This window comes from Pseudomonas sp. 3MAES_34.3B (genome assembly GCF_058145875.1).
Map to the genome: position 1 here is coordinate 766,318 of NZ_CM176960.1, position 25,449 is coordinate 791,766.

Genomic DNA, 25,449 nt, shown 5'->3' on the forward strand with positions numbered 1-25,449 from the left:
CTACACATATGAACAATATCAAGAACGCGGTTTGGGGGTCGGCAATCGGGCTGCTGCTGGGTGCCAGCCATGGCTGGGCGGCCGTGTCGCCGGCCGAGGCGGCGAAGCTGGGCACAACATTGACGCCCATGGGGGCAGAGAAGGCCGCAAACGCGGACGGGTCCATTCCGGCCTGGGCGGCGATGCCGAAAAATGCCGGCGCGGTGGACGCCAAAGGCTTCCTGGCCGACCCTTACGGCAGTGAAAAGCCGCTGTTCGTGATCGACAGCAAGAACGTGGATAAATACGCCAGCAAACTCGCGCCCGGCCAAGTGGCCATGATCAAGCGCTACCCGGATACGTACCGCTTGCCGGTATACCCGGGCCACCGCAACGCCACTGTGCCGGACGCAGTATTTGCCGCCATCAAGGACAACGCTACCCAGACCAAACTGGTAAGCGACGGCAATGGCCTGGAAAACTTCAAGACCGCCATTCCGTTCCCGGTCCCGCAAAGCGGGCTGGAAGTGGTGTGGAACCACATTACCCGCTACCGCGGCGGGGCTGTAAGCCGCACCATCACCCAGGCCACACCGCAGCAGAACGGCGACTACAGCCTGGTGTACTTCCAGGATTCCTTCGTGTTCCGGGACCGGATGAAGGACTTTGACCCCAACAACCCCGGCAACATCCTGTTCTACTTCAAGCAGGCCGTGACCGCGCCAGCGCGCCTTGCCGGTACGGTGTTGCTGGTGCACGAGCCGCTGGACCAGATCAAGGAACCTCGCGAGGCGTGGATCTACAACGCCGGCCAACGCCGGGTACGCAAGGCGCCCCAGGTGGCCTACGACGGCCCGGGCACCGCAGCGGACGGCATGCGCACCTCCGACAACCTAGACATGTTCAACGGCGCACCCGACCGCTACGACTGGAAACTGGAGGGCAAGCAGGAGATGTACATACCGGTGAACAGCTACAAGCTGGATTCGCCTTCGCTGAAGTACGCCGACATCATCAAGCCAGGCCACATCAACCAGGACCTTACCCGCTATGAGTTGCGCAGGGTGTGGCATGTGGTAGCCACGCTCAAGCAAGGGCAGCGCCATATTTACGCCAAGCGCGACTTCTACTTCGATGAAGACACCTGGCAGGCTGCGGTGATCGACCACTATGACGGCCGTGGCCAACTGTGGCGGGTCGCTGAAGCCCACGCGCAGACCTACTACAACTATCAGGTGCCATGGACCACGCTCGAAACCCTCTACGACCTGCAGAGCGGCCGGTACCTGGCACTCGGTATGAAGAACGAGGAAAAACGCGCTTACAACTTCGAATACACCGCTAATTCATCCGACTACACCCCTGCCGCCCTGCGCCAGGACGGCATTCGCTGATCCTGCCCATTTTGCCCGGCCACGCCCTCGTGGCTGGGCAATGTCCTAGTGCCATGTTTTAAACAGACTGTCATCAAAAGGTCACATTCAAAGCATTAAATCAGCACGGCCAACTTCCATGGAATGAATCCATGGAGCCCAACTGAGGTGTTGCCGTGAAACTGCTGACCAAAAATCGCCTATCGATTTTGCTGGCTTCGCTGTGCCTTTCTGGTGTTGCCCATGCGACCGACGTTACCGGCGCGGGCTCGAGCTTCGTTTTTCCCGTACTTTCCAAATGGAGCCAGGAATACCAAAAGAACAGCGGGGACCGCATCAACTACCAGTCGATCGGTTCGGGCGGTGGCATCGCGCAGATCAAGGCGGCAACCGTTGACTTCGGCGCCTCCGACGCTCCCCTCAGCGCTGACGACCTGAAAGCCGGTGGCCTGGGCCAATTCCCGGTCGTGATCGGCGGTATCGTACCGGTCGTCAACGTTGCAGGCATCGAACCTGGCAAGTTGAAACTGGACGGCGAAACCCTGGCCAAGATCTTCCAGGGCACCATCACCACCTGGAACGACCCGGCCATCGCGGCGCTGAACAGCGGCGTGAACCTGCCAGGTGACAAGATCACCGTGGTACACCGTTCGGACGGCTCGGGTACTTCCTTCAACTTCACCAACTACCTGCAAAAGGCCAGCCCTGAGTGGAAAGCCGGCGCGGGCAGCACGGTGCAATGGCCGGTGGGCGTGGGCGGCAAGGGCAACGAAGGCGTCGCGGCTTATGTGAAGCAGATCAAGGGCTCCATTGGCTACGTGGAATACGCCTACGCCAAGACCAACAACATGGCTCACACCCAGCTGAAGAACGCTGCCGGCAAGTTCGTGTCGCCTGACATGAAAACCTTCCAGGCTGCTGCCGATACCGCCGACTGGGCCAATGCCAAGGACTTCAACCTGCTGATGGTCAACGCCCCGGGCGACAACGCCTGGCCGATCGCAGCCACCACCTGGGTGATCATGTACAAGCAGCCGAAAAACGCCGAGCAGAGCAAGGCCGCTTTCGACTTCTTCAAGTGGAGCCTGGACAAAGGCCAGGCCCAGGCGGCCGAGCTGGATTACGTAGCACTGCCGGACGGCCTGGTGAAACGCATCGAAGGCTACTGGCAGTCCGAGTTCGCCAAGTAACCGCAACCTGAAGCCATCCCTCAGCCGGCATCATGCGGGCTGGGGGATTTGCCATGAGTGGCCCTACCGATGACCGACAATTCTCAAGTGCTGACCAACATGACCGCCGACCGCCAAAGCGAAAGCGAAGCCCGCGCGGCCAGGGATCAACGCCACGACTTATGGTTCCGCCGCACCGTGTGTGGCGCCGCCATGCTGGTGCTGTTCCTGTTGGCCTGCATCGCCGGCTCGACCCTGTGGGGCGGCAGTGAAGCTTTCCGAACCTTTGGCCTGGATTTCCTGACCACCACCGACTGGGATGCCGTTGCCGGCAAGTTCGGCGCCGTGGTGCCTGTGTACGGAACCTTGGTGACTTCTTTTCTCGCGCTGCTGATCGCCGTCCCGGTGAGCTTCGGCATCGCGATCTTTCTGACCGAAGTTGCGCCGCCATGGCTGCGCATGCCGATCGCTTCTGCCATCGAGCTGTTGGCGGGGATCCCTTCGATCATCTACGGCATGTGGGGGCTGTTCGTGTTCGCCCCGTTCATGGCCGAACACCTCAGCCCGTGGATCAACGACAACCTGGGCGCCATTCCCGGCATCGGGGCGCTGTTCCAAGGCCCGCCGCTGGGCATCGGTACGCTGACCGCTGGCATCGTGCTGGCCATCATGATCATCCCATTCATTACCTCGGTGATGAACGAAGTGTTCCGTACTGTCCCGGTGGCCCTGAAGGAATCCGCCTACGCCCTGGGTGGCACAACCTGGGAAGTGGTATGGGACATCGTGCTGCCCTACACCCGCACGGCGGTGGTAGGCGGGATTTTCCTGGGCCTGGGCCGGGCGTTGGGTGAAACCATGGCGGTGACCTTCGTGCTGGGCAACGCGCATCAGTTGTCCGCCTCGCTGCTCATGCCCAGCAGCTCCATCGCCTCGGTGATCGCCAACGAATTCAGCGAGGCCTACACCGACCTGCATCGCTCCTCGCTGATCGGCCTGGGCTTCCTGTTGTTCGTCGTCACTTTCATCGTGCTGGCCTGTGCCCGCCTGATGCTGATGCGCCTGTCGCGCAAGGAGGGCCTGTGAGTTCTGCCAACGAAAACCTCTACCGGATGCGCAGCTTCAAAAACAAGCTGGCGATGGTATTGAGCTGCAGTGCCACACTGTTTGGCTTGGGATGGCTGGTGTGGATTCTCGCCACTACCCTGATCAACGGGTTCAGTGCACTGGGCACCGCACTCTTCACGCAAATGACGCCTTCGCCAGGGAGCCCGGGTGGCTTGGCCAACGCATTCTACGGCAGCGCCCTGATGTCGCTGATTGCCCTGGCCATCGGCACGCCGATCGGCCTGATGGCTGGGGTTTGGCTGGCTGAATTCGCCCGCCACACCAAGCTGGGCACCGTCGTACGCTTTATCAACGACATTCTGCTGTCGGCGCCATCGATCGTGCTGGGTTTGTTCGTTTATACGGCGTTCATCCTCCCGGTTAGCGCCATGACCAATCACCAGGTGGGCTTCTCCGCGCTGGCCGGTGCGCTCACCTTGGCACTGCTGGTTATCCCCGTGGTGGTGCGCACAACCGACGAGATGCTTCAGTTGCAGCCTTCAACCATGCGTGAAGCCGCGCTGGCCCTGGGTGTGCCGCAATGGAAGCTGACCCTGCAGATCGTATTGCGTGCCGCTCGTGCGGGCGTGGTCACCGGTGTGTTGCTGGCCTTGGCTCGAATTACCGGTGAAACCGCGCCGCTGCTGTTCACCGCGTTCGGTAACCAGTTCTGGAGCAGCGATATCCTCAAGCCCATGGCCAGCGTGCCAGTGGTTATTTTCCAATTCGCGATGAGCCCCTTCGATGACTGGCATGCGTTGGCCTGGGCCGGTGCCCTGGTGCTGACCATGTTCGTACTCACGCTCAGCTTGCTCTCCCGCCTCATTCTTTTGCGCGACAGGTCCAACTGATGAATAACCTCGCCCCGAAACGAACCAAGATCCAGGTGCGCGACCTTGAGTTTTTCTACGACAGCCATCGCTCGCTGAAGTCCATCAACATGGACATTCCGGAAAAACACGTCACGGCTATCATCGGGCCGTCCGGTTGCGGCAAGTCCACCCTGTTGCGGGTGTTCAACCGCATTTATTCGATGTACCCCAAGCAAGAGGCAAAGGGGGAAGTACTACTCAATGGCGAGAACATTCTCGCGCCCGGGTACTCGATGAACCGCCTGCGCAGCCATGTAGGGATGGTGTTCCAGAAGCCCGTGCCCTTCCCGATGTCGATCTTCGACAACGTCGCCTATGCCGTGCGCCACCATGAGCGGTTGAACCGTCGGGAAATGGAAGAGCGGGTAGAGCAGGCACTGCGCGGGGCAGCCCTGTGGGATGAGGTGAAAGACAAGCTGAAGCAGAGCGCGCAAAGCCTGTCCGGTGGGCAGCAGCAGCGCCTGTGCATCGCTCGCACCATCGCGCTGCGGCCACAGGTGCTGCTGCTCGACGAGCCCACGTCCGCGCTGGACCCGATCTCTACCGGCCGGATCGAGCAGCTGATCACCGAACTGAAAGAGCAGTTCACCGTGATCATCGTGACCCACAACATGCAACAGGCCGCGCGCTGCTCCGATTACACCGCGTTCATGTTCCTGGGTGAACTGATCGAACACGGCGACACCGACACCATCTTCACCAAGCCCAACAAAACCCAGACCGAAGACTACATCACCGGCCGGTTTGGTTGAGTAACGGCTTTTACAAGTGGCTTACTTCCAGCCGGGTGTAGGTCACTTTCCCGCCTTCGGTGGCATAGCCCACGTTATCCAGCGTATACACACCTGCCTTGAAGTAGAACGCATACCCGTACCACGACGGCGCCAGCTGAATCTGCGGGCCGGCGTTGTTGATCAGTACGGTGAGTTTGCCTTGCTTGTTCATCTGGATAGCGTAGGCAAAGGCCTTGTTCAGCGGCACGTTCGGCACGGTGTAGGCCACCGGGCTTTTCACGTCCGAAGGATTGACCCGGTACTCCAGGTCGATATTGCCGGTGCCATTGGCGTAGCGGTACACCACCTTGAGCAGCGGCGCTGTAGCGTTCTTGGCGTGGATCTGCGCAACCACCACGCGGCCAGTGGACGGCACCTGGTTCACGCTGAGCGTACCCTTGAGGGTGTTCTGGCCGCTGCTGTACAGCCAATTGCGTGCCTTGCCGTCCGCCGAGGTTTCGCGCAGCTCGCTGCGCGGGTAGTCGCTGCTACCGGAATGCGAGCCCGTCACCGGCGCCCAGAAAACGATCTTCTCGCCGGTATTGGTGAAGTAGGAAGTTTGCAGGCCCGGCAGCGCGGCAGTGGCCACGGTCAGCGCAGGCGTTTCAATCGGAAGGGTCAGGTTCCAGGGAGCGAGGTCGATCATGCGTAGGAAGCTCGGGTGGGCTGTGCCTCACTCTGGAGGTGTTCAGCCGGGCGATACGTAGCACTATTCCGCCGTCCGTGGCGCTACTTCGCTGTTAACGGCACGGCAGGGCCAGGCTTGATGGCATTCTGACAAGCGGTACGGGAAACCCCTCTGGTACAGCGGTTGGGGCGCTGGGAAAGACCGTGAAACAAATATCATTGGAATTCACGCCCATCGCCGCGCTCAAATTGCCCTTACGCAGTATTTGCTGCCTGCTACTTGAATGTGTAACCCAGGAGTTCGCCATGCTCACCCCAAGCCGCCTGATCATCGCCGCCACCGCCGCCGCCATCCTGTCCGGGTGCGCCGGGCAAAACCCCTACGCCGATCAGGGGCAGGGCAGCCAGGGTAGTGGCGTCAGCAATACCGCCAAATACGGTGGCCTTGGCGCGCTTGCCGGTGCGGTCGCGGGCGCCGCCATCGGTCACGATAACCGCGGCAAGGGTGCGCTGATCGGGGCGGCCGTGGTGGGCGCGGCGTCCGCCGGTTATGGCTATTACGCGGACCGTCAGGAAAAAGCCTTGCGCGAGAGCATGGCCAATACGGGTGTGGAAGTGCAGCGGCAGGGCGACCAGATCAAACTGATCATGCCGGGTAACATCACCTTCGCCACGGACTCGTCCGCCATCGCGCCAAGCTTCTATGCCCCGCTCAACAACTTGGCGGGCTCGTTCAAGCAATTCAACGAAAACACCATCGAGATCGTGGGCTACACCGACAGCACCGGCAGCCGCCAGCACAACATGGACCTGTCCCTCCAGCGTGCCCAGGCCGTTAGCACCTACCTGAGCTCCCAGGGCGTGGATGCCGCACGCCTGTCGGTGCGTGGCGCCGGCCCCGACCAACCCATCGCCAGCAATGCCGACGCCAACGGCCGCGCGCAGAACCGCCGCGTAGAGGTCAACCTCAAGCCCATTCCGGGCCAGCAGTACCAGCAGCCGGCCCAGCAGTAACCGCGCGCCTTTCCCCTAGCCTTCCAGGCCGCGGCTGGCCTGGATAGCGGTAAGGGCAATGGTGTACACGATGTCATCGACCTGCGCGCCACGCGGCAGGTCGTTCACCGGCTTGCGCAGCCCTTGCAGCATTGGCCCCAGGCTCACACAGTCGGCGCTGCGCTGAACAGCCTTGTGGGTGGTGTTGCCGCTGTTCAGGTCCGGGAACACGAACACCGTGGCGCGGCCCGCCACGTCACTGTCAGGCGCCAGCTGCCGCGCCACCGCCTCGTTCGCTGCCGCGTCATATTGCAACGGGCCATCAATCAGCAGCCCACGCTGTTGTTCCCGTGCCAGCAAGGTGGCTTCGCGCACCTTTTCCACTTCCTCGCCCCTGGCCGACTGCTCGCTGGAATAGCTGAGCATGGCGACCCGTGGTGCAATGCCCAGTGCCTGGGCGGAATCGGCGCTTTGCAGAGCGATCTCGGCCAGCTCGGCGGCATCCGGGTGAGGGTTCATCACGCAGTCCCCGTACATCACCACCTGATCCGGGAACAGCATGAAAAATACCGACGAAACCAGGCTCCAGCCCGGGGCGGTCTTGATCAGTTGCAGGGCAGGGCGGATGGTATTGGCGGTGGAATGCACCAGCCCGGATACCAGCCCGTCCACTTCATCCAGGGCCAGCATCATGGTGCCGATCACAACCGGGTCTTCAAGCTGCTGTTCGGCCATGGGCGCATTCAGGTTCTTGCTTTTGCGCAACTCGACCATAGGCGCCACGTAGCGCGAACGGATAGCATCCGGGTCGAGAATTTCCAGCCCCGGTGGCAGCTCCAGCCCCTGTGCACGGGCTACCGCCTCCACGTCCGCCGGCCGCGCCAGCAACACGCAGCGTGCGATGCCGCGGGCCTGACAAATTGCAGCCGCCTGCACCATGAGGGGCTCGCTGCCCTCCGGTAGCACGATGCGCTTGTTGGCATGTTGCGCGCGCTGAATCAGCTGATAACGGAACACAGCGGGAGACAGCCGCAACTCACGGGGGGTGCCGCAGCGCTGATGCAGCCAGGCAGCGTCCAGGTGGCTGGCCACGAAATCCGTGATGTGCTCCGCCCGTTCCCGGTCGTCCACCGGGATTTCATTGTTCAGCTGATTGAGCCGTGTGGCCGTGTCGTAGGAACCGGTACTCACCGACAACACCGGCAGGCCCGCCTGCAACGCGCCCTGGCACAGCTCCATCACACGCGGGTCGGGGCGGGTATCGCTGGTGAGCAGCACGCCTGCCAGGGGCACGCCGTTGAGCGAAGCCAGGGCGGCGGCCAACAGAATGTCGTCGCGGTCCCCGGGGGTCACCACCAGCACGCCCGGTTTGAGCAACTGCAGGGTATTGAGCACGGTGCGCGCGCAGATGATGATGCGCGACATGCGCCGCTGTTCGTAGTCCCCGGCGTTCAATACCTGCGCGCCAAGCAGTTCGGCAACGTCCCGCGTACGTGGCGCGTTGAGCTCGGGCTGGTAGGGGATGCAGCCCAGCAGGCGGAAATCTCCGCCGCGGAACAACGGTGAGTGTTCTCGCAGCCGCACGGCGAACTGCTCGATGCTTTCTTCGGTGCGCACCTTGTTGAGGATGACCCCGATAAGCTTGGGGTCGCTCGCACCGCCGAACAGCCGCGCCTGCAGGTCGACCCGCCCGGACAGCTCCGCCATGGCTTCGTTTTCCGGGGCGGACACCAGGATCACGTCGGCATCCATGCTTTTGGCCAGGTGCTGGTTCACCCTCGCCGCATAGCTGGCCTGCCGCGTGGGCACCATCCCTTCTACCACCAGCACGTCCTTGCCGACGGCCGCGGCCTGGTAAAGGGTGATGATTTCTTCCAGTAGCTCATCGAGCTGGCCGTCGCCGAGCATGCGTTCCACATGGCCAAGCGCAAGCGGGGCGGGCGGCTTGAGCCCATGGGTACGGGCAACCAGCTCACTGGAACGCTCCGGGCCGGTGTCGCCCGGATGATGCTGCGCCACGGGCTTGAAGAACCCCACCTTGAGGCCGGCGCGTTCGAGGGTGCGTATCAGCCCCAGGCTGATGGAGGTCAGGCCTACGCCGAAATCGGTCGGCGCGATGAAAAAGGTTTGCATGATATGTCTCGGTCAGCGAAACAGGCGGCGGCGTATCTTCGCCGCGATGGCCGGATCAGCCAAGGTTACCGTCAAAGCCGCCCCGCGCGCACCAGCCACAGGCGAAGGGGGTGCCGATACGGCGCTTGCGCTCGTCGGGGTCCACTACCCACGGGCGGGACTGCCAGGGGGGCGCATGGCGAAGGTGTTGGGTGTGGCCGCAGCTCAGGCGCGCGAACCAGTCACCCTGTGCGTCCTGGTCAAACCCGAGGATCACGCAGTCGTCAGCGGACGGCCCGTCACATTCGCATTCGTCCCCGTGCTTGTTTACACTGAGGTCTTCCAATCTCTTGTGCAAAGGTCTTACCCCATGCTCATTGCCGCCAAAAAGGCTGTGTCCATCGACTATACCCTTACCAATGATGCTGGTGAGGTCATCGACAGCTCGGCCGGCGGTGCGCCGCTGGTTTACCTGCATGGCGCTGGCAACATCATCCCCGGCCTGGAAAAAGCCCTGGAAGGCAAGCAGCCCCAGGATGAAGTGGACGTGACCATCGAGCCGGAAGACGCCTACGGCGAATATTCCGCAGAGCTGGTGAGCACTCTCAGCCGCAGCATGTTCGAAGGCGTCGACGAACTGGAAGTGGGCATGCAATTCCATGCTTCCGCGCCGGATGGCCAGATGCAGATCGTGACCATTCGCGACCTGGACGGCGATGAGGTCACCGTCGACGGCAACCATCCGTTGGCCGGCCAGCGCCTGAACTTCAAGGTCAAGGTCATCGACGTACGTGACGCCAGCGAAGAAGAAGTCGCGCACGGCCACGTTCACGGCGAAGGCGGTCACCACCACTGATCCAAACGGGGGGAAGGCAAATGGGCGCGTTTCACGAGCTACAGGCTACGGCCATTGATGGCGCACCACTGCCGCTGGGCGGCTTCGCCGGTCAGGTGGTGCTAGTGGTGAATGTTGCCTCACAGTGTGGCCTTACCCCCCAATACGAAGGTTTGGAGCGCTTGCAGCAGCGCTTCGGCCCTCGTGGCTTCACGGTGCTGGGTGTGCCTTGCAACCAGTTCGCCGGGCAGGAGCCGGGTACCGAGGCCGATATCCAGGCCTTTTGCACCACCCGCTATAACGCAAGCTTTCCCCTCACCAGCAAGGTGGAGGTGAACGGCGCTCAGCGTCACCCGCTCTATACGCTACTGGCCGGCGAGGCAGCGGCGCATCCTGGTGACATCACCTGGAACTTCGAAAAATTCCTCATTGGCAAAAACGGGCAGGTGCTGGCGCGGTTTTCGCCACGAACCTTACCGGAAGATCCCGTCGTGCTCGAGGCCATCGAACAGGCCCTCGGCTGAACCCCGACCGGGGAAATCAAGCCCATCAATAGTGCTGTGCCCCCCGATGCGTTGCCCCTAAGCTGTGGCGCTGAACTTCACGGAGGCGCGCAGATGTCAGTACAGGCATTGTTCCAACCATTCGTTTCTGGGCCACTCAAGCTGGCGTCGCGTATCGTAATGGCGCCCATGACCCGGTCCTTTTCCCCCGGCGGCGTGCCGAACGAACAAGTGGTGGAATACTACCGCCGCCGCGCCGCAGGTGGCGTAGGGCTTATCATCACCGAAGGCACCACTGTCGATCACCCGGCTGCCAATGGCTACCCCAACGTTCCCCGCTTCCACGGTGAAGACGCCCTGGCCGGCTGGCGCAAGGTGGTCGAGGCGGTTCATCAGGCCGGTGGCAAGATTGCTCCGCAGTTGTGGCACGTAGGTAACGTGCGGCGCCTGGGTACGGAGCCCGACGGCACGGTCCCAGGTTATGGCCCCATGGAGAAGCGCAAGGATGACCGTGTGGTTATCCATGGCATGACCCAAGAGGACATCGACGCGGTGATCTCTGCTTTCGCCCATGCCGCTGCGGCCGCCAAAGACATTGGCATGGATGCTATCGAGATTCATGGCGCACACGGCTACCTGATCGACCAGTTCTTCTGGGCTTCCAGCAACCAGCGTGAGGACGCCTACGGGGGTTCGGAGGAGAACCGCTCCCGCTTCGCCATCGAGCTCGTGCGTGCGGTTCGCGAGGCCGTGGGGCCGGAATTCCCGATCATCTTCAGGTTTTCCCAATGGAAACAGCAGGATTACAGCGCTCGACTAGCAACCTCGCCCCAGGCGCTGGAGGCGTTCCTGCAACCATTGGTACAGGCGGGCGTGGATATCTTCCATTGCTCCACGCGCCGTTTCTGGGAACCGGAATTCCCTGAAGCCGAAGGCGAGGGTGCGGCACTCAACCTCGCGGGCTGGACGCGCAAGCTCAGCGGCAAGCCGGTGATTACCGTGGGCAGCGTTGGGCTGGACGATGAATTTCTGAAGTTCATGGTGCACACCGACGAGGTGGCAAAGCCTGCCAGCCTGGATGACCTTGTAACGCGCCTGGCCCAGAACGAGTTCGACCTGGTGGCGGTAGGGCGGGCATTGCTCGTAGACCCGGACTGGGCCACCAAGGTGCGGGACGGGCGTGAGCAGGACATTCTTCCGTTCAGCCGCGAGGCGTTGGGGCAGCTCAACTGAAGCGCAGGGCGTTCCTTGGGGAACGCCCGGTACCACTATACCGCTGGCAGTTTTTCGTCGCGGCGTTCACGCACCCAGAACAAGGTAGCACCAGCGACCGCCGCAGGCATCATCAGGATGTTCACTACCGGTATCAGCAGTACAAGGTACACACTGCCACCGAAGCTGAGGCTGGCCCAGCGCTTGCGGCGAAGCCAGGCCAGCATGTCCTGCCAGCTCAGTTTGTGGTTGTCGGCGGGGTAGTCGATGTACTGGATGGCCATCATCCACACACCAAACATCAGCCACAGGGGCGCCGCGATCACGTTCACCCCCGGTATCAGCGACAGCACAAGCAGCCCGACCGCCCGGGGCAGGTAATAGGCCAGTTTGCGCATTTCACGGCTCAAGGTGCGCGGCACCATGGCCAGTAGCTCGGCCCAGCTGAAGGCAGGAAATTCGTCCTTGCCCGTTACTACTACCTCTACCTTCTCTGCCAGAAACCCATTGAACGGGGCGGCGATGATGTTGGCGACCATGGTGAAGGTGAAGAACACCATCAACACCACCAGTGTCACGAACAGCGGCCAGAGGATGTAGTTGAGGAAGCTCAGCCACGAGGGCAGCTCGGGCATCAGCTGGTTTACCCATAGGCTGAATTCGTGGCCGGCGAAATAGATCAGCCCCACGAACAGCACCAGGTTGATGCCCAACGGCAACAGCACAAAAAGCCGCAGACCTGGGCTGAGAACCAGCTTGAGGCCTTGGCGCAGGTAGTCTGGCCCGGACAATGCGGGTAGTGGCATGAATCGGTTCTCCAATAGAGATGAAGTTGGCGCACGGTACCGACTTTGCCGTCACGGTAAAACCCAGAAATGCCCCGCAGCAACATCATGACACTATGAGCGCACGCAGTAGCCCCTTCGCGCATAGCGCCCCCCTATCAGCAGAATTGCCAAAGGGTATTTCCCTATATGGCCGGTCCTCGTTAAGCTTCACCCACTTCGATTTACCGGGCCGCAACAGTGGCCTGTCATTTTCAGCCGGCTAGGCCGGCACTACGACGCGGCACCCTTTGGCCGGTCGACAGGAGTGTGTCATGTCTGAGCTTCGTCATTCCCGAGTGATCATCCTCGGCTCCGGCCCTGCCGGTTACAGCGCCGCCGTGTATGCGGCACGCGCCAACCTCAAGCCGCTGCTGATCACCGGCATGCAAGCAGGTGGCCAGCTGACGACCACGACCGAAGTCGACAACTGGCCCGGCGACCCCCATGGCCTCACTGGCCCTGCGCTGATGCAGCGGATGCAAGAGCACGCCGAGCGTTTCGAGACCGAAATCGTGTTCGACCACATCAACGCGGTGGATCTGGCCGCCAAGCCGTTCACCCTTACGGGAGACAACGGTACCTATACCTGCGATGCCCTGATCATTGCCACCGGTGCCAGCGCGCGCTACCTGGGCCTGCCTTCCGAAGAAGCGTTCATGGGCAAGGGCGTTTCCGCCTGCGCCACATGCGACGGGTTCTTCTACCGTAACCGCGACGTGGCGGTGGTAGGGGGCGGCAACACCGCGGTGGAAGAAGCACTTTACCTGGCCAATATCGCGAAGAAGGTCACCCTGGTGCATCGTCGGGAAACCTTCCGCGCCGAGAAGATCCTGATCGACAAGCTGCATGCGCGGGTAGCCGAGGGCAAGATCGAGCTCAAGCTCAACGCCGTGCTGGACGAAGTGCTGGGCGACAATATGGGCGTGACCGGCGCGCGTCTGAAGAACAACGATGGCAGCACCTCCGAGCTGAGTGTGGACGGTGTGTTCATCGCGATCGGCCATACCCCCAACACGTCGTTGTTCGAGGGGCAGCTGCAGCTCAAGGATGGTTACCTTGTGGTCAAGGGCGGTCGTGAAGGCAATGCGACCGCCACCAATGTCGAAGGCGTGTTCGCCGCTGGCGACGTGGCCGACCACGTGTACCGCCAGGCCATCACCTCTGCGGGTGCCGGCTGCATGGCCGCACTGGATGTGGAGCGCTACCTCGACGGCCTGCAGAACGCGACGTTCGAATAAGCGCAGCGTGATACGAAGCGCCCGGCAAATGGCCGGGCGTTTTCGTTTCAGGTGGGATCAGGCCACCGGCACCTTGCGCACCAGCGGAGCGGCCTCGAAACGCACAGCGCTCATTCCGTTGGCAATCTGCGCACGAATGTTGGCGTGGTCGCTGCCTTCCGGCGTCGCCACCACGGCACGGTAATGTTCACCGAAGGCCAGTAGGGCTTCCTGGTCGCTGAAGCCCTCCAGTTGGGCCAGCCCCAGGGTTTTGCACGAACCTTCGTTCTGGCCGGCGGCATTGGTCACCGGGCCATTGGTGAAGGCTTGTGGGTTGTAATCGTAATGGTCAGCCACAAAGGCGAGGGTATCGGCGAACAGGTTCTCACCGGTTTCCAGGCTGGCCCGGAACGCATTCAAATCAGTCATGGGGTTTTCCTTGGGCGAAGGCAGCGGCCTGGGCCGGGCTGGCTTCTGTCTGGTAACGCTGTTTCCACTCGTCGTAGGGCATGCCATACACCACCTCGCGGGCGGCGTCCTGGGTGAGTTCCAGCCCGCGTTCGTCTGCGGCGGCCTTGTACCATTTCGACAGGCAGTTGCGGCAGAACCCGGCAAGGTTCATCAGGTCGATGTTCTGCACGTCGGTACGGTTGCCCAGGTGTGCAACCAGGCGGCGAAAGGCCGCGGCCTCGAGCTCCAGGCGCTGTTGCTCGTTCATGTTCGGGCTCCTCCGGTAATAGGGCGGCGATGATAAAAGGCGTACCCGCCGTGAGCAATCACGGCGTCAGCGGCGGCCCGCCAGGGTGATCGACACCGACTCGGCAAAGCGCAGCGCGTGGGGTTTGTCCACTTCCACTTCGCTGTAGTCCACAGCCTTATAGCTCATCACCAGATCCAGGATTTCCTGTGTAAGGCGTTCCAGCAGCGCGAAGCGGTTGCCTTCCACGTGCTGAATGATCGCTTTGGTGATTGTCCTATAATTGAGCGCATGGTCGATGTCGTTGTCGCGCACGGCATCAGTGGCGCGGTACAGTATCGTCACGTTGATGAGCACGTCCTGCTTGTTGAGGATCTCGTCCTCATTGATGCCGATGTAGGTGCGCAGGCGAAGGTCTTTCACCCGGATGCGGGCCATTCCTGGCTCCAGATGTGGCATGGTGCAAACTCCCAAGCGCGTTATTTCAGATGCCGACCGCCGTTCACGGTCAGGGTTGTGCCAGTCACGTAGCTGTTGCCCATCAGGTAGCGCAGGCTCTGGTAGATAACCTCCGCGCCGGGCTCGATGCCCATGGCGGATTTGGCCAGCGCCTTGCGCCGGTAGGCCTCGTCGTCCCCCTCGTTGAACTGGATCAGGGCAGGGGCGATGCCGTTGACTTTTATCGCCGGCGCGAAGCGCGCCGCGAAGGACAACACCAGGCTGTCGAGGCCCGCTTTGGTGGCGCAGTAAGCGATGTGCCTGGCGCTACCCTTGCGGGTGACGTCGTCGCTGATATGAATGATATCTGCAACCGGGCTTGCCTTCAGCAGGCCTTCGCATTCGAGGTTGATCAGGTACGGCGCCAGCATGTGCACATTGAACATGCCCAGGAACGCCTCGGGGTTGGCCACACCGTTATCAGGTAGCCACGCCGAGGCGTTATGCACAATGGCCCGTAGCCCGCCGATGCTGGCCTTGAGCATCCCGATGAAGGCCCGGATACCTGCTTCGTCGGCGAAGTCTGCCGGTAGCGTCATCGCGCCGGCCGCGCGCAGCGATTCGATGCCCGGGTGCTCCCGGCGGTAGGTAGCCACTACTGGAATGCCGTCATCAAGCAGGCGCAGCGCGCAGTGCAAGCCTAGCCGTTGCGCCGCACCGGTAATGAGGACTGGAAAATGTTCAGGCATGTAAGGGTCGCTGTGTGGCCGCCGCGTTCACCACGGCGGCTGAGCAGCGACAGTAGCGTACCCGGGACGCTGCGCCAACCGCCTACCTTGCTTGAGCGCTGGGCTTGGCCACCGCGCTGGCGCGCGGCGGTGCGTTCAACCAGGGCGCCAGCAAGCGGGTTGAAAGCGGTATGAAAATAAACACCATCAGCGGTGTAAGCGCCAGTGTGCTGACGAGGATACGGGGTGCCAGCGTCAGCTCCCCCAGCCACGCCCCAAAAGCGAAGTTGAACAGCAGTGACACCGGGAAGAACGCCAGCCAGATTGCAACGGCTTGTTTCCAGCGAGGCGGGCGCTGCGATTGCGCTGAGCTGGAGGTGGTAGCGAACCAGCCATCCATGCCATGCACGCGATGCTCCGAGGGCTGGGCGAACAGCCCATTGCCACGCGCGAGCCAGGCCTGCCGGGACGCGGAGAACTCCCACGCATGCAGGGTAGTGGGGTCGGCGAAGCGGAAAATCATCTGGAATTCATTATCGCCCACAGGCGGCGCGAGAATGCCCGAGCCCAGGTAACCCGGGAAGTCAGTAGCAAGGTGTTCGCCTTCCTGGAGCCAGGCGATCAATTCAGGGTACCGCCCCTTGGCGGCACGGCGTGCGACCAGCATGGTCACAGGTGGCGTAGACATTGTATATCTCCCGGCTGCAGGCAACCGCCCAGGGTAAGGGCGTCGCAATCGCGCCCCGGGGTGGTGGGGCGCAATGGAATTCAAGCAAGGATTATTCCTTATTCGAACCAAACCGTCTGCTCTCATATGCCACGCCTGTCGGGGGAACCACCGCTGCGGTGCATGTTCCATCGCGCATAAGGTCTCAACAAACAGTTACAATCGTTTAACAGCCTGAAACCGCCGGTTTTCCTCCGTATGAGCGACAACGAACACTATGCGGCCACCAGCCGCGCCCATAGCGAGCAGGAGTTGTTTCCCATTCGTGAGGTGTCGCGCCTCACAGGTGTGAATCCCGTAACGCTGCGTGCCTGGGAGCGCCGCTATGGGCTTATCCAGCCCACCCGCACCGAAAGCGGGCACAGGCTCTATTCCGCGGCCGACGTGGCGGAAGTGCGCGCCGTGCTGGGCTGGCTGGAGCGCGGCGTAGCGGTGAGCAAGGTAGGCACCCTGTTGGCGCGAAGCCAGGAAGGCAGGGTTCCAGCCCCCTCCGAGCCGGCGTCGGCATTCAGCGAATATGGACAGTGGCGTGACCGGATCGCTTCGGTTGTCCACCGCTTCGATGAACTCACCCTCACGCGGCTTTACGGTCAGGTATTCTCGACCTATCCCCTGAACGTGGCTTTCGAGGAGGTGTTCATACCCGTCTGGGAGCAGGCGCGGCTTCGCCAGGAGAGTTTCGGGCTGGCCAGCGAATGGGCATTCCTCGATCACTTTCTGCGCGGGCAGGTACTCAAGCGCTTGCAGTTCGTTCAGCGAGAAGCGGTAGACAGCCATGTGCTGCTTTGCGGCGTGCCAGGCCAGTGCCACGAGCTCGAACTGCTGGTAACGGCAATGCTGCTGGGGAGCGACCAAGTGTGGGTACAGCCGTTGGGCAAGGGGCAACCGCTTGAAGAGCTGGGGCTGGTGACTGAGCGTATCCAACCTCACGCCGTGGTGCTGTTTTCCAACCACGCCCCGGGCACGGACGCCGCCAAGCGGTTCATCAGGCTGGCATTGACGCTTGAATGCCCCTTGTTACTGGCGGGGGAGATGAGCGAGCTGATTCAGGATCAGCTGGTGAATTCGTCGGTGGCCTGCCTGGGCGCTAGCGGGCACCTGATGAAGCGGCGGCTGTTGCAATACATCGCGGGCCATCTGGATACCTGATTCAGGCATGCAGATCAGGGTGCGCCAGCCGATGCTGCTCGAGAATGTAATGGCGCAACCGCTCTGCTTCCTGGGCGTCGTGCGGGATCAACCGGTAAGCCATCAGGCCCTCGGCAATCTCACGCTCCAGGCTGCCGCGCAGGGCAATAGGCGCGTAGCCTTCGGGCGCGAACCACAGGGAGAAAACCTCCGGCGCCTCGATGCCATCCCGAAGCTGCAGCACTACGCCGCTCACCGAAATTTCCACCACCCACAGCGACACGGGCCTGGCGCGCCGGTCCTGTAACGCGATGGCATCGGCCAGGGCGAGGCGCCATGGGCGGATCATCGGGCCGTCCTCGTAGATGGTAGGCGCCCCCAGCTTGATATGCTGCGCGTGAAATTCATCCTCCTCCAGGCGTAACGGGAAGCTCAGCTGCTGGTTTTCATACTGGGCCTGGATGGTGACGTGCTCGTGCGCGACCAGGCGCGTCAGCAGTTCCTGCAGTTGGCTCCCGCCATTCACCATCAGGCCTGTGGAGGCGTCACCGTTGTCGGCCGCCAGGCTGTGATGGATGCCCTGAAGGAAATCAAGTTCGTCCTGGGTGAGCAGAGAGTCAGGTTGCATGATTCGGCCCGGTTAGTGTCGCAAGAGCGAAGTAGTAAACATGGAGCCCTCGGGGTTGCCGTAGCGTTTCACCGTTCAGCGTCTTTGAGGCGGACAATTTCCTGGCGCGCCGCTGCCAGTTCTGCTTCCAGTTGCATTATTCGTTCCTGCCCCGCCACCTGTGCGGTGACGTCTTTTTGGATTCCGATAAAATAACGTCGGCCGTCTCCGTCATTGTGAACGGGCGCAATCGACAGCTCATTCCAGAATTCGCTGCCATCCTTGCGAAAGTTGCGCAAGATTTGCCGGCAGGGCTGGCCGGTATCGATGGCGTCGCGCACCTTCTGCCGGATGGCTTCTTCAGCCTGGCCGTTCTGCAGAAAGCGACAGTCGCGATAGAGAATTTCCTCGGCACTGTAGCCGGTCATTCGTTCGAAGGCAGGATTCACGTAAATCAAAATGTTATCCGAGCCTTCCTGCTCAGCGATAACGATGCCGTCATTGGACGCATCGACCACGAGTTGCAACAAGTTTGGGCCAATCATAGGTGCTCCGGCGGCCGCCTCGGTGAGATGGCATTTTAACTTACCCGATGGGCTCTGGCATGCGGGAACAGCTTTCGTTCCGCTGGTAGACTGCCTGTCTCGTCCAAAAGGAGCCCGGCATGAAGCTTGCCCTGTTTTCCGGTTCTGTCTACGGCGCTGCCGAAGACGTCGCCCGCCATGCGGTTCAGCTGCTCGAAGCCGCTGGGCATCAGTGTTATTACAACCCCCGGGGCGATCTTGCCGCCTTGCTTGCTTCGCAGCCCGAGGCTGTGATCGGTATCACCTCCACCACCGGCATGGGCGAACTTCCAGACAACCTTCTGCCGCTTTACAGCGAACTGCGAGAACAGTTGCCGGCGCCTTTGCGAGGGTTGCCCGGCGGTGTGATCGGCCTGGGCGACTCCAGCTACAGCGACAGTTTTTGCGGGGGCGGCGAACTGCTTGCAGAACTGTTCGACGAGGTAGGGATACGGCAGATAACCCCGATGCTACGGCTGGACGCCAGCGAAAGCGTCACGCCGGAAACCGATGCCGAGCCATGGCTGGCTGAATTCATGCAGCGGCTGGAGCAATAGGCAAAAAAAAGGCCGCTGCGCACACAGCGGCCAAGCAAGACGTTGGTTCAGGAGCTACCAAACAACGTCGGGGGTACGTTGAACACCACTGGAGCAATACTGGCGCCAAAGGCTTAAGCCAGTATTAAGTTGAACGATGTTCGACCCCTCGAAGGATACGGCCCCGCGCCGCCTGGATAAATCGGATTGTTTGACAATCACCGTTGCGGCGAGCGTAACAATGCGGCGAGTAGTCAGTGCAGGCGGTGCACCGCGCCGGGCAGGTTCTGTAAACGCTCCGCCAGGCGCAGGCGCTGCACGGGGTCGTCGGTCAACAGCAGCGCATGCTCCACGTCGAAGCGTTCGGCCTGGGGGCATTCCAGCCGCTGGTACAACCCGGCACGGGCAAGGTAATCGGCCGCCGTCGCCGGGCCGAGTTCGAATACCCGTTCGGCATCTTTCAAGGCGGCCATATATAGGTCCTGACTACTGTGCAACTGGCGCAGGTTGCGCGATAACCGCTGCAGCATCTGGGCTGCCGAAGCCGGGGCCATGTGTTCGGCACGCAGTTCCATGCCCGCGCCAAACTGCCGGGCCAGCAGCTCCCGGCAATCCTGTGGATACAACCGGCGCCCTCCACAAGGGTCGAGCAGGTGGTCGGCACCGGGCACCTGAAGCAGAAAGTGCCCGGGGAAGTTAACCCCCACCAGTGGAATGTCCAGGCGCCTGGCGAGCTCCAGCGCCAGCAGGCCCAGCGCCAGCGGTTGACCACGTTTGCGCGTAAGTACTTTGTGCAGCAAGGCGGCGTCGGGGCGCAGCGGATGGAACTCGTCCTGGGCGTAGCCCAAGGCATTCAACTTTCGCAGCAGCGGCTGCGCAAGCTCTCGAACCGGGAGAAGCGGCAAGCCCGCACTGACGGTCAATTGCAGCGCATGCAGGTCGCTGAGCAACTGGGCGGGTGCAACGCCGGGATCGTGCTCGGCGGCCACCCACAGTGCTGCCTCGAATGGGGCGGCGGGCTGGCGCGCAATGCAATTGAGGCAAGCTTGGCGTGGGTTCATGGATGAACGCTCCGTTCCTCCGACGGCACAGCCAGCGGGTGCCAGCGTACAGTACTTCAGCTTTTGTAGCCCTCGGCGGCGGTTTCGTCCAGTGTCGTGTAGTGGCCGGGCAAGCTGTCGCGGGCCACCTATACTCTTGCCAATACCGCCTATTCGGAAGCATTCCCATGCTCGCGCTGATGCAACGCACCCGCGTGGAAACCGTGCACCTGACCGTCGATCCGGTTACAGGCCTGCGGGCAATCATCGCCGTACACGCCGGGCGGCCGTTGCCAGCCATTGGTGGCTGCCGTTACCTGGCCTATCCCGACGACGAAAGCGCACTCACCGATGCCATTCGCCTGGCCGAAACCATGACCTACAAGGCTGCGCTCGCGGGCTTGCCGTTCAATGGCGGCAAGGCAGTGATACTGCGTGGGCCGCATGTAGAGGACCGTGCGAAGCTGTTCGAAGCCTTCGGACGTTTCGTCGACAGCCTGCAAGGGCGTTACATCACGGCCGTGGACAGCGGCACGAGTACAGCGGACATGGACTGCGTGGCGCAGGCCACGCGTTATGTGACCAGTACCACTGCGGCCGGCGACCCTTCGGCGCACACCGCCCTGGGTGTGTTTGCCGGTATACGCAGCACGGCCATGGCCAGGCTGGGCAGCGATAACCTCGAAGGGCTACGGGTGGCTATCCAGGGCCTTGGGCATGTGGGTTATAGCCTGGCCGAACATCTGTACGCGGCAGGCGCCGAGCTGTTGGTCTGCGACACGGACGCAGGCAAGGTGCAACTGGCGGTAGAGCAGTTCAACGCCCGGCCGATTGCCGGCGATGCGCTGCCTACCACCCCCTGCGACATCTTTGCCCCGTGTGCCAATGGCGGCTTGCTCAGCCCCAAGACCGTTGCCCAACTGCGGTGTGCGGCGGTCGCCGGCTCGGCCAATGCGCAGCTCACGTCGCTTGACGTGGCCGACCAGCTGGAAAGCCGTGGCATTCTGTATGCGCCGGACTACGTCATCAACGCGGGCGGCCTGATCCAGGTAGCGCTGCAATACCAGAGTGCCGATCCCAGCGCGATTACCACTCACCTCAGCCGGATCGGTGCGCGGCTGACTGATATCTTCTCCCAGGCACAGGCTACGCATCGCTCACCTGCCCGGGTAGCGCAGGAGATCGCCGAGCGGCTGGTGTATGGCGGCGAAGGCTAGCGTACCGTCAGCCGAGCATGGGCGTTGCCACTGCCTTGAAGAACGCTCGGGCCCTCGGGTCCGCGCAATAAGCAACGTTCAATCGTAACCAGTCAGTAGGCTGCCCAAACGGTTGGAAAGCCTCGCCCGGGGTGAGCAATATTCCGAGCGCAGCGGCCTTGGCGGTATATGCCAAAGGCGTGGCCCCCGGGTACCTGGCCCACACGAACATGCCTCCTTGAGGTTCGGCGAAGACCTCCCAGCGGTGCTCCGCCAAATATTTAAGCGTATGCGCCATGGCGGTGGCGAGGCGCTGGCGCAGCCGCTCCAGTGACTTGCGCCAGGCGCCGCTGGCCAGCAGGCTCGCTACCACGCTCTCGGCAAAGCGTTGTGTGCCCAGGCCGGTGGCTTGGGCTACTTCCGCCAGCTGTGGCATTACCGCCAGCGGGCCGGCCACATAGCCTACCCGCAACGAACAACTGAGGGTTTTGGAAAAGCTGGCGAGGTAAATCACGCGGTTCAGGCCGTCCAACGCAGCCAACCGGGTGCTTGGGCCGTTCTGAAAGTCTGCATAGATATCGTCCTCGACCAGCAGAAAATCATGTTGCTCGGCCAGCCTCAGCAAGCGATGCGCCACCCGAGGAGACAGGCTTGTTCCGGTGGGGTTCTGGTACATGCTGTTCACGAACATCAGCCGCGGCCGGTGATCGCGCAGGAGGGCCTCCAGCCTGTCCGGGTCAGGGCCCTCTTTTGCGCGAGGAACGGCTAGCACCTGAACCTGCTGCAGCGCCAGCAGGTTGAACAGGTTGTAGTAGCCCGGGTCCTCCACGATCACCGTATCGCCGGGGCGAAGGAGCGTGCGCACGATAAGGTCGAGTGCATGGCTGGCCCCTTGGGTGGTCAGTATTTGCTGCGTTTGGGCATGGATATGAATTTGCGACAGGCGCCGTTGTAACTGTGTGCGTAATGCCGGCAGGCCCATGGGCGAGTTGTAGCTGAACAGGGCGGCTGGCTCTTCACGCGTGACGCGGCGGATGGCGTGGCCCAGGCAGTCGGCGTCCCGCCACTCATCCGGCACCCAACCGCAGCCAAGGCGGAGCAGGGCAGGGGAGGCGTCGAATTGAGCCCAGCGGGGGTCTTCCAGGCCGTCGGGCTGTTCGCTGACAACGCTGGCAGGCGATTCACTGGCGAAAAAACCACTGCCCTGGCGAGGCGCCACTGCACCTAGCGCTACCAGCCGGGCATAGGCTTCCACTACGCTCGAAGGGCTCACCTTATTGTCCGTGGCCAGTTGCCGAATAGAGGGCATGCGCGCGCCAGCGCGTACCTTGCCCTCCATCAGCCAGCGGGCAAGCGCTCGAACGATCTGCTCGACGAGGGGGATGTCAGACTCGCGATCAAGGCCTAGCTGCATGCGTCGTCCACTGTTTGGAAATTTTCGCCATACAGTTAATCACGATCTCGCATCACTGTGCCTTGTTAAAAAACACCCCGGCGCTAGCCTGCAACCCCCTCTACCGGAGAGCTTCGATGAACCGCCTCCCCGCTCGACTGTTGTGCGTAGCGCTGTGCCTGATCACGGCTGCGGTCAACCTCCCGGCGCCCTTGTACCCCGCCTACGCGCAGCTGTCGGGCGCCGGCGCCGGGGCTACGGCCGTTGCATTTGCGGCATACGTTTTAGGCGTGTTGCCGGTGTTGCTCCTGTTGGGCGGGCTAGCGGACCGGGTGGGCCGTAAACCTTTGATCGTGACGGCGCTCGCCCTGTCGATGCTGGCGACATTGTTGTTATTGCGAGCGCCTGGCCTTTACAGCCTGGCCATCGCCCGCGGCTTGCTGGGGCTAGGCACCGCGCTTGCATCGGCCACAGGCATTGCCTATATGACCGAACTGCTGGCGCTGGAACGCCAGGACGCGGCCCGTGCCGCCAGTTGGGTCACGGCCAGCACATCGCTGGGGTTTGGCTTGGGCGCTGCGGCAACCAGCGTATGCCTGTTGCACACGCCGGGGCTGGCACCGGCCAGTTTCTGGATACAGCTGGTGCTCGCCGGCCTGGCCCTGATGCTAATGCTCAAACTGCCCGACCCCGCGCCGCGTCGCGCCTCAGCCATGGTGCGCCTGCCCTGTTACCCGGCGGGATGCGTGGGGTATGGGCTTGCCATTCTGCTGGCCTGGGCGACATCGGGCGTGGTGATCGCCATTCTTCCTTCCGTGTTGCAAGCGGACGGATTGGGAGCGTGGGCGGGCTTTTCGACATTCAGCGTGATCAGCTGCGGGCTGATGTTCCAGCCGCTGGCGCGGCGAATGCCTGCACGCCGTGCTGTAGCGCTTGGCCTGGCCATACTGCCGCCGAGTTACGCGCTGATTGCCTGGGGCGCACTGAATGGCCAGCTGGCGGTGGTGCTGGTGGGTACGGTCGCGGCTAGTAGTGCCTGCTACGGGTTCATTTACCTCGGCGGGTTGGGCGCGATTGCCGCCCAGGCTGGCGCGGAAGTGCCCCGTGCCAGCGCAGGCTTTTTCCTGTTGGCCTATGCAGGCTTCAGCGTGCCCGTGGTGTTCACGGGGCTGATTGCGGACCACTTTACGCCTTCAACCGGGCTCTGGGCGTTCGGTTGCGCCTTGACGCTGGGCACCTTGGCGCTGCTGGCGGCAATCGCCAGGCGCCCACCCTTGCGGGCGAGTGTTGCCAAGGCATGAAGCCCGGGGCTATTTGAGCTCGGCGAGTGCCTCGACATTGCTCTTGAACGCCGCAGCGAAGACGGCGCGGTTTTTCGCAAGGAAAATACCGATTTCCTCGGCCTGGTTCTCGCTCAGGCCTTCGATGTTCTTTTCCAGAACCTGGCCAACCACTTCGGCCAGCTCCAGCATTTGATCGTGAGCGTCTGCGAGTTTCCTATCCAAGAATATGGTCTCCAGGTCACGAGTACTTCGGTACAGGACTTCAACAGCCATGAGGGCCTCTCAAGCGTGTAGGTGCATATGCTGGTTATTTATACAGTGTCATGAGCGCGCAGGCAAGCCTGTGGCCTTGATTCTGCATGCGCCATCTGTTGTAACACCGGTCGGGCACGCTGCCCGGGTCACCGCAGAAGGATGATAGACAGTGAAGATCAATTGGGCCGACGCGTTGCGAGGGCGCGTGCATGATTGCGCGGAGTCGCTGGGGAACCTGCTGGTAGAGGGGTTTCATTACTTGGCGTTGTTCGCCATCGGCGGGGTCACCGCTTGGGCAGCGGTGCTGGCGTTCGTGCAGATGCTCGAAAAGGGCTCGATCAGCGTGGACGACATCCTGCTGCTGTTCATCTACCTGGAGCTGGGCGCCATGGTGGGGATCTATTTCAAGACCAACCATATGCCGGTGCGCTTCCTGATCTACGTGGCGATCACAGCGCTCACGCGCCTGCTGATTTCCGACGTGTCGCACCACGCGCCCGCAGACCTTGGAGTGGTATACCTGTCAGGCGCGATTCTGCTGCTGGCATTCGCGATTCTGGTGGTGCGCTACGCGTCGTCGCGGTTCCCGTCGATCAAGATCGAGGGCCCTCAGCGCAAACGTGCGGGCAAGGTCGAGGTGGTGGAGCTGGAGAAGGGCGAAACCTGAGTCAGCCCTTTGCTAGTGGCTCGCGGGCGGGTTTACAAGCCTGCACCGCGCGCCGTCGCATGTTCGGCGCGCCAGGCGGTGACGCCAGTGCCTTGGGGAAGTAGAGGCTGGCGGCTGCCGTCAGTCATTGCCGTGAGCATCTCCATCGCGCTGCCACCGTGCTCGATGGCGATGCCGAACTTGATGCTTTCGATCAACCGCTGCAAGCGCTTGGGATCGTTGCGCTGGGCAGGGCTGATCATTCGCTTGGCGACCATCCCCGTCTCGTTGGACAAGGTGAGCATGATAGTCCCGTCGAGGCCCTGGATACTCAGGTTCACGCGGTAGTCGGGTTGAAATGCTTCGCTGATGATCTGAAAGGGGTTGTCCATACTTCACCTGACTGGTCGAGACTGCACCTATTGACTGGGGCGGCCAGTGATAGTTCTCGCGATCCTGACCGTCGGTTCAACCCCACGATCAACCCTCAAGCCCTTGCTGCTGGCTTGTATCAGTGGTGTGCAAGGGGCGTGCCGTGGTTTGGCCTATGTCTCCGTCACCTTCAGCAATGGCCGGTCCAACCGGCTTTCAACCCTGAAAAGTGGCGTTAAGC

General features: G+C 62.1%; 29 protein-coding genes and 1 pseudogene. 15 read left to right on the forward strand and 15 right to left on the reverse strand.

Translation table 11 applies throughout. The features are described 5' to 3' along the window. Window positions 1-8: 8 nt before the first annotated feature. The 5 genes from AC3Z8Y_RS03390 to pstB all read left to right on the forward strand — a co-directional run bounded on the left by AC3Z8Y_RS03390 (window position 9) and on the right by pstB (window position 5,252). Entirely contained in the window at window positions 9-1,373 is a 1,365-nt protein-coding gene (locus AC3Z8Y_RS03390) for a DUF1329 domain-containing protein (RefSeq protein WP_490088458.1), read from the forward strand. Window positions 1,374-1,528: 155 nt separating this feature from the next. Next, entirely contained in the window at window positions 1,529-2,542 is a 1,014-nt protein-coding gene (gene pstS, locus AC3Z8Y_RS03395) for a phosphate ABC transporter substrate-binding protein PstS (protein ID WP_490088459.1), read from the forward strand. Between the two features lie 69 nt (window positions 2,543-2,611). Beyond that, entirely contained in the window at window positions 2,612-3,607 is a 996-nt protein-coding gene (gene pstC / locus AC3Z8Y_RS03400; protein WP_490088460.1) for a phosphate ABC transporter permease subunit PstC, read from the forward strand. 26 nt (window positions 3,608-3,633) lie between these two features. Then, the gene (gene pstA / locus AC3Z8Y_RS03405; protein ID WP_181117189.1) at window positions 3,634-4,479 is read left to right on the forward strand and encodes a phosphate ABC transporter permease PstA; all 846 of its coding nucleotides are present in this window, start codon (window positions 3,634-3,636) and stop codon (window positions 4,477-4,479) included. Then, window positions 4,479-5,252: a phosphate ABC transporter ATP-binding protein PstB gene (pstB, locus tag AC3Z8Y_RS03410; protein ID WP_181117037.1), complete on the forward strand. Its 774-nt coding sequence runs from the start codon at window positions 4,479-4,481 to the stop codon at window positions 5,250-5,252. The genes pstA and pstB overlap by 1 nt, the downstream gene beginning before the upstream one ends. Window positions 5,253-5,262: 10 nt before the next feature. Here pstB and AC3Z8Y_RS03415 read toward each other — a convergent pair whose 3' ends face one another. Continuing rightward, window positions 5,263-5,919, reverse strand: coding sequence for a polysaccharide lyase family 7 protein (locus tag AC3Z8Y_RS03415; protein WP_490088461.1), 657 nt, complete (start codon window positions 5,917-5,919; stop codon window positions 5,263-5,265). 287 nt (window positions 5,920-6,206) lie between these two features. Here AC3Z8Y_RS03415 and AC3Z8Y_RS03420 point away from each other — a divergent pair, with 287 nt between their 5' ends. After that, the gene (locus tag AC3Z8Y_RS03420) at window positions 6,207-6,914 is read left to right on the forward strand and encodes a YiaD family glycine zipper/OmpA-like lipoprotein (RefSeq protein ID WP_490088462.1); all 708 of its coding nucleotides are present in this window, start codon (window positions 6,207-6,209) and stop codon (window positions 6,912-6,914) included. Window positions 6,915-6,929: 15 nt separating this feature from the next. Here AC3Z8Y_RS03420 and pta read toward each other — a convergent pair whose 3' ends face one another. Continuing rightward, entirely contained in the window at window positions 6,930-9,026 is a 2,097-nt protein-coding gene (pta, locus tag AC3Z8Y_RS03425; RefSeq protein ID WP_490088463.1) for a phosphate acetyltransferase, read from the reverse strand. 55 nt (window positions 9,027-9,081) lie between these two features. After that, window positions 9,082-9,407: pseudogene (locus AC3Z8Y_RS03430) on the reverse strand (DUF3565 domain-containing protein). Between AC3Z8Y_RS03430 and AC3Z8Y_RS03435 the strand changes: the two are divergent. The 3 genes from AC3Z8Y_RS03435 (at window position 9,376) to AC3Z8Y_RS03445 (ending at window position 11,576) form a co-directional block, all read left to right on the forward strand. Beyond that, entirely contained in the window at window positions 9,376-9,861 is a 486-nt protein-coding gene (locus AC3Z8Y_RS03435) for an FKBP-type peptidyl-prolyl cis-trans isomerase (RefSeq protein WP_490088464.1), read from the forward strand. The pseudogene AC3Z8Y_RS03430 and the gene AC3Z8Y_RS03435 sit on opposite strands and share 32 nt — an antisense overlap. A gap of 20 nt (window positions 9,862-9,881) precedes the next feature. Next, complete coding sequence (locus AC3Z8Y_RS03440; RefSeq protein ID WP_490088465.1) at window positions 9,882-10,364, forward strand: glutathione peroxidase; 483 nt, start codon at window positions 9,882-9,884, stop codon at window positions 10,362-10,364. Window positions 10,365-10,457: 93 nt separating this feature from the next. Next, a complete protein-coding gene (locus AC3Z8Y_RS03445; RefSeq protein WP_490088466.1) occupies window positions 10,458-11,576 on the forward strand; it encodes an NADH:flavin oxidoreductase in 1,119 nt (372 codons plus the stop codon). Window positions 11,577-11,611: 35 nt separating this feature from the next. On the opposite strand, the gene cysZ is transcribed toward AC3Z8Y_RS03445, so the two are convergent. Continuing rightward, a complete protein-coding gene (cysZ, locus tag AC3Z8Y_RS03450; protein ID WP_490088467.1) occupies window positions 11,612-12,361 on the reverse strand; it encodes a sulfate transporter CysZ in 750 nt (249 codons plus the stop codon). Window positions 12,362-12,654: 293 nt separating this feature from the next. Here cysZ and trxB point away from each other — a divergent pair, with 293 nt between their 5' ends. Beyond that, a complete protein-coding gene (gene trxB, locus AC3Z8Y_RS03455; protein WP_490088468.1) occupies window positions 12,655-13,620 on the forward strand; it encodes a thioredoxin-disulfide reductase in 966 nt (321 codons plus the stop codon). Window positions 13,621-13,677: 57 nt separating this feature from the next. On the opposite strand, the gene AC3Z8Y_RS03460 is transcribed toward trxB, so the two are convergent. From AC3Z8Y_RS03460 to AC3Z8Y_RS03480, 5 genes are all read right to left on the reverse strand, one after another. Continuing rightward, on the reverse strand, window positions 13,678-14,028 hold the full coding sequence (locus AC3Z8Y_RS03460) for a HopJ type III effector protein (RefSeq protein ID WP_490088469.1): 351 nt from the start codon (window positions 14,026-14,028) through the stop codon (window positions 13,678-13,680). Next, window positions 14,021-14,317, reverse strand: coding sequence for a DUF1244 domain-containing protein (locus tag AC3Z8Y_RS03465; protein ID WP_181117049.1), 297 nt, complete (start codon window positions 14,315-14,317; stop codon window positions 14,021-14,023). Before AC3Z8Y_RS03465 ends, AC3Z8Y_RS03460 begins: the two co-directional genes overlap by 8 nt. Window positions 14,318-14,383: 66 nt before the next feature. Next, window positions 14,384-14,755: a dihydroneopterin triphosphate 2'-epimerase gene (gene folX / locus AC3Z8Y_RS03470; protein ID WP_490088470.1), complete on the reverse strand. Its 372-nt coding sequence runs from the start codon at window positions 14,753-14,755 to the stop codon at window positions 14,384-14,386. A 20-nt stretch (window positions 14,756-14,775) separates the two neighbouring features. Continuing rightward, window positions 14,776-15,483 (reverse strand): dihydromonapterin reductase, encoded by a 708-nt coding sequence (gene folM / locus AC3Z8Y_RS03475; RefSeq protein ID WP_490088471.1) that lies wholly within the window; start codon window positions 15,481-15,483, stop codon window positions 14,776-14,778. 82 nt (window positions 15,484-15,565) lie between these two features. Continuing rightward, window positions 15,566-16,150, reverse strand: coding sequence for an antibiotic biosynthesis monooxygenase (locus AC3Z8Y_RS03480; RefSeq protein ID WP_490088472.1), 585 nt, complete (start codon window positions 16,148-16,150; stop codon window positions 15,566-15,568). Window positions 16,151-16,387: 237 nt separating this feature from the next. Here AC3Z8Y_RS03480 and AC3Z8Y_RS03485 point away from each other — a divergent pair, with 237 nt between their 5' ends. Continuing rightward, window positions 16,388-17,338 (forward strand): MerR family transcriptional regulator, encoded by a 951-nt coding sequence (locus tag AC3Z8Y_RS03485; RefSeq protein WP_490088473.1) that lies wholly within the window; start codon window positions 16,388-16,390, stop codon window positions 17,336-17,338. A 1-nt stretch (window position 17,339) separates the two neighbouring features. Here AC3Z8Y_RS03485 and AC3Z8Y_RS03490 read toward each other — a convergent pair whose 3' ends face one another. Then, entirely contained in the window at window positions 17,340-17,945 is a 606-nt protein-coding gene (locus tag AC3Z8Y_RS03490) for a hypothetical protein (RefSeq protein ID WP_490088474.1), read from the reverse strand. 68 nt (window positions 17,946-18,013) lie between these two features. Beyond that, a complete protein-coding gene (locus AC3Z8Y_RS03495; protein ID WP_490088475.1) occupies window positions 18,014-18,469 on the reverse strand; it encodes a PAS domain-containing protein in 456 nt (151 codons plus the stop codon). Window positions 18,470-18,588: 119 nt separating this feature from the next. Here AC3Z8Y_RS03495 and AC3Z8Y_RS03500 point away from each other — a divergent pair, with 119 nt between their 5' ends. Then, window positions 18,589-19,044, forward strand: a complete 456-nt coding sequence (locus AC3Z8Y_RS03500; RefSeq protein WP_490088476.1) for a flavodoxin — start codon at window positions 18,589-18,591, stop codon at window positions 19,042-19,044. Window positions 19,045-19,277: 233 nt separating this feature from the next. Here the strand turns inward: AC3Z8Y_RS03500 and AC3Z8Y_RS03505 are convergent, their stop codons facing one another. After that, window positions 19,278-20,084, reverse strand: coding sequence for a SirB1 family protein (locus AC3Z8Y_RS03505; protein WP_490088477.1), 807 nt, complete (start codon window positions 20,082-20,084; stop codon window positions 19,278-19,280). Between the two features lie 167 nt (window positions 20,085-20,251). Here AC3Z8Y_RS03505 and AC3Z8Y_RS03510 point away from each other — a divergent pair, with 167 nt between their 5' ends. Continuing rightward, a complete protein-coding gene (locus tag AC3Z8Y_RS03510; RefSeq protein ID WP_490088478.1) occupies window positions 20,252-21,280 on the forward strand; it encodes a Glu/Leu/Phe/Val dehydrogenase family protein in 1,029 nt (342 codons plus the stop codon). A gap of 7 nt (window positions 21,281-21,287) precedes the next feature. Here AC3Z8Y_RS03510 and AC3Z8Y_RS03515 read toward each other — a convergent pair whose 3' ends face one another. Beyond that, on the reverse strand, window positions 21,288-22,673 hold the full coding sequence (locus AC3Z8Y_RS03515) for an aminotransferase-like domain-containing protein (RefSeq protein ID WP_490088479.1): 1,386 nt from the start codon (window positions 22,671-22,673) through the stop codon (window positions 21,288-21,290). Between the two features lie 116 nt (window positions 22,674-22,789). Here AC3Z8Y_RS03515 and AC3Z8Y_RS03520 point away from each other — a divergent pair, with 116 nt between their 5' ends. Beyond that, window positions 22,790-23,953 (forward strand): MFS transporter, encoded by a 1,164-nt coding sequence (locus AC3Z8Y_RS03520; protein WP_490088480.1) that lies wholly within the window; start codon window positions 22,790-22,792, stop codon window positions 23,951-23,953. 9 nt (window positions 23,954-23,962) lie between these two features. Here AC3Z8Y_RS03520 and AC3Z8Y_RS03525 read toward each other — a convergent pair whose 3' ends face one another. Further along, window positions 23,963-24,208: a YebG family protein gene (locus AC3Z8Y_RS03525; RefSeq protein WP_181117061.1), complete on the reverse strand. Its 246-nt coding sequence runs from the start codon at window positions 24,206-24,208 to the stop codon at window positions 23,963-23,965. 151 nt (window positions 24,209-24,359) lie between these two features. Between AC3Z8Y_RS03525 and AC3Z8Y_RS03530 the strand changes: the two genes are divergently transcribed. After that, entirely contained in the window at window positions 24,360-24,857 is a 498-nt protein-coding gene (locus AC3Z8Y_RS03530) for a phosphate-starvation-inducible protein PsiE (RefSeq protein ID WP_490088481.1), read from the forward strand. A 32-nt stretch (window positions 24,858-24,889) separates the two neighbouring features. Here AC3Z8Y_RS03530 and AC3Z8Y_RS03535 read toward each other — a convergent pair whose 3' ends face one another. Beyond that, window positions 24,890-25,228 carry a DUF3509 domain-containing protein gene (locus AC3Z8Y_RS03535; protein ID WP_490088482.1) on the reverse strand — a complete coding sequence of 113 codons (339 nt, stop codon included), beginning with the start codon at window positions 25,226-25,228 and terminating at the stop codon, window positions 24,890-24,892. Window positions 25,229-25,449: the final 221 nt, after the last annotated feature.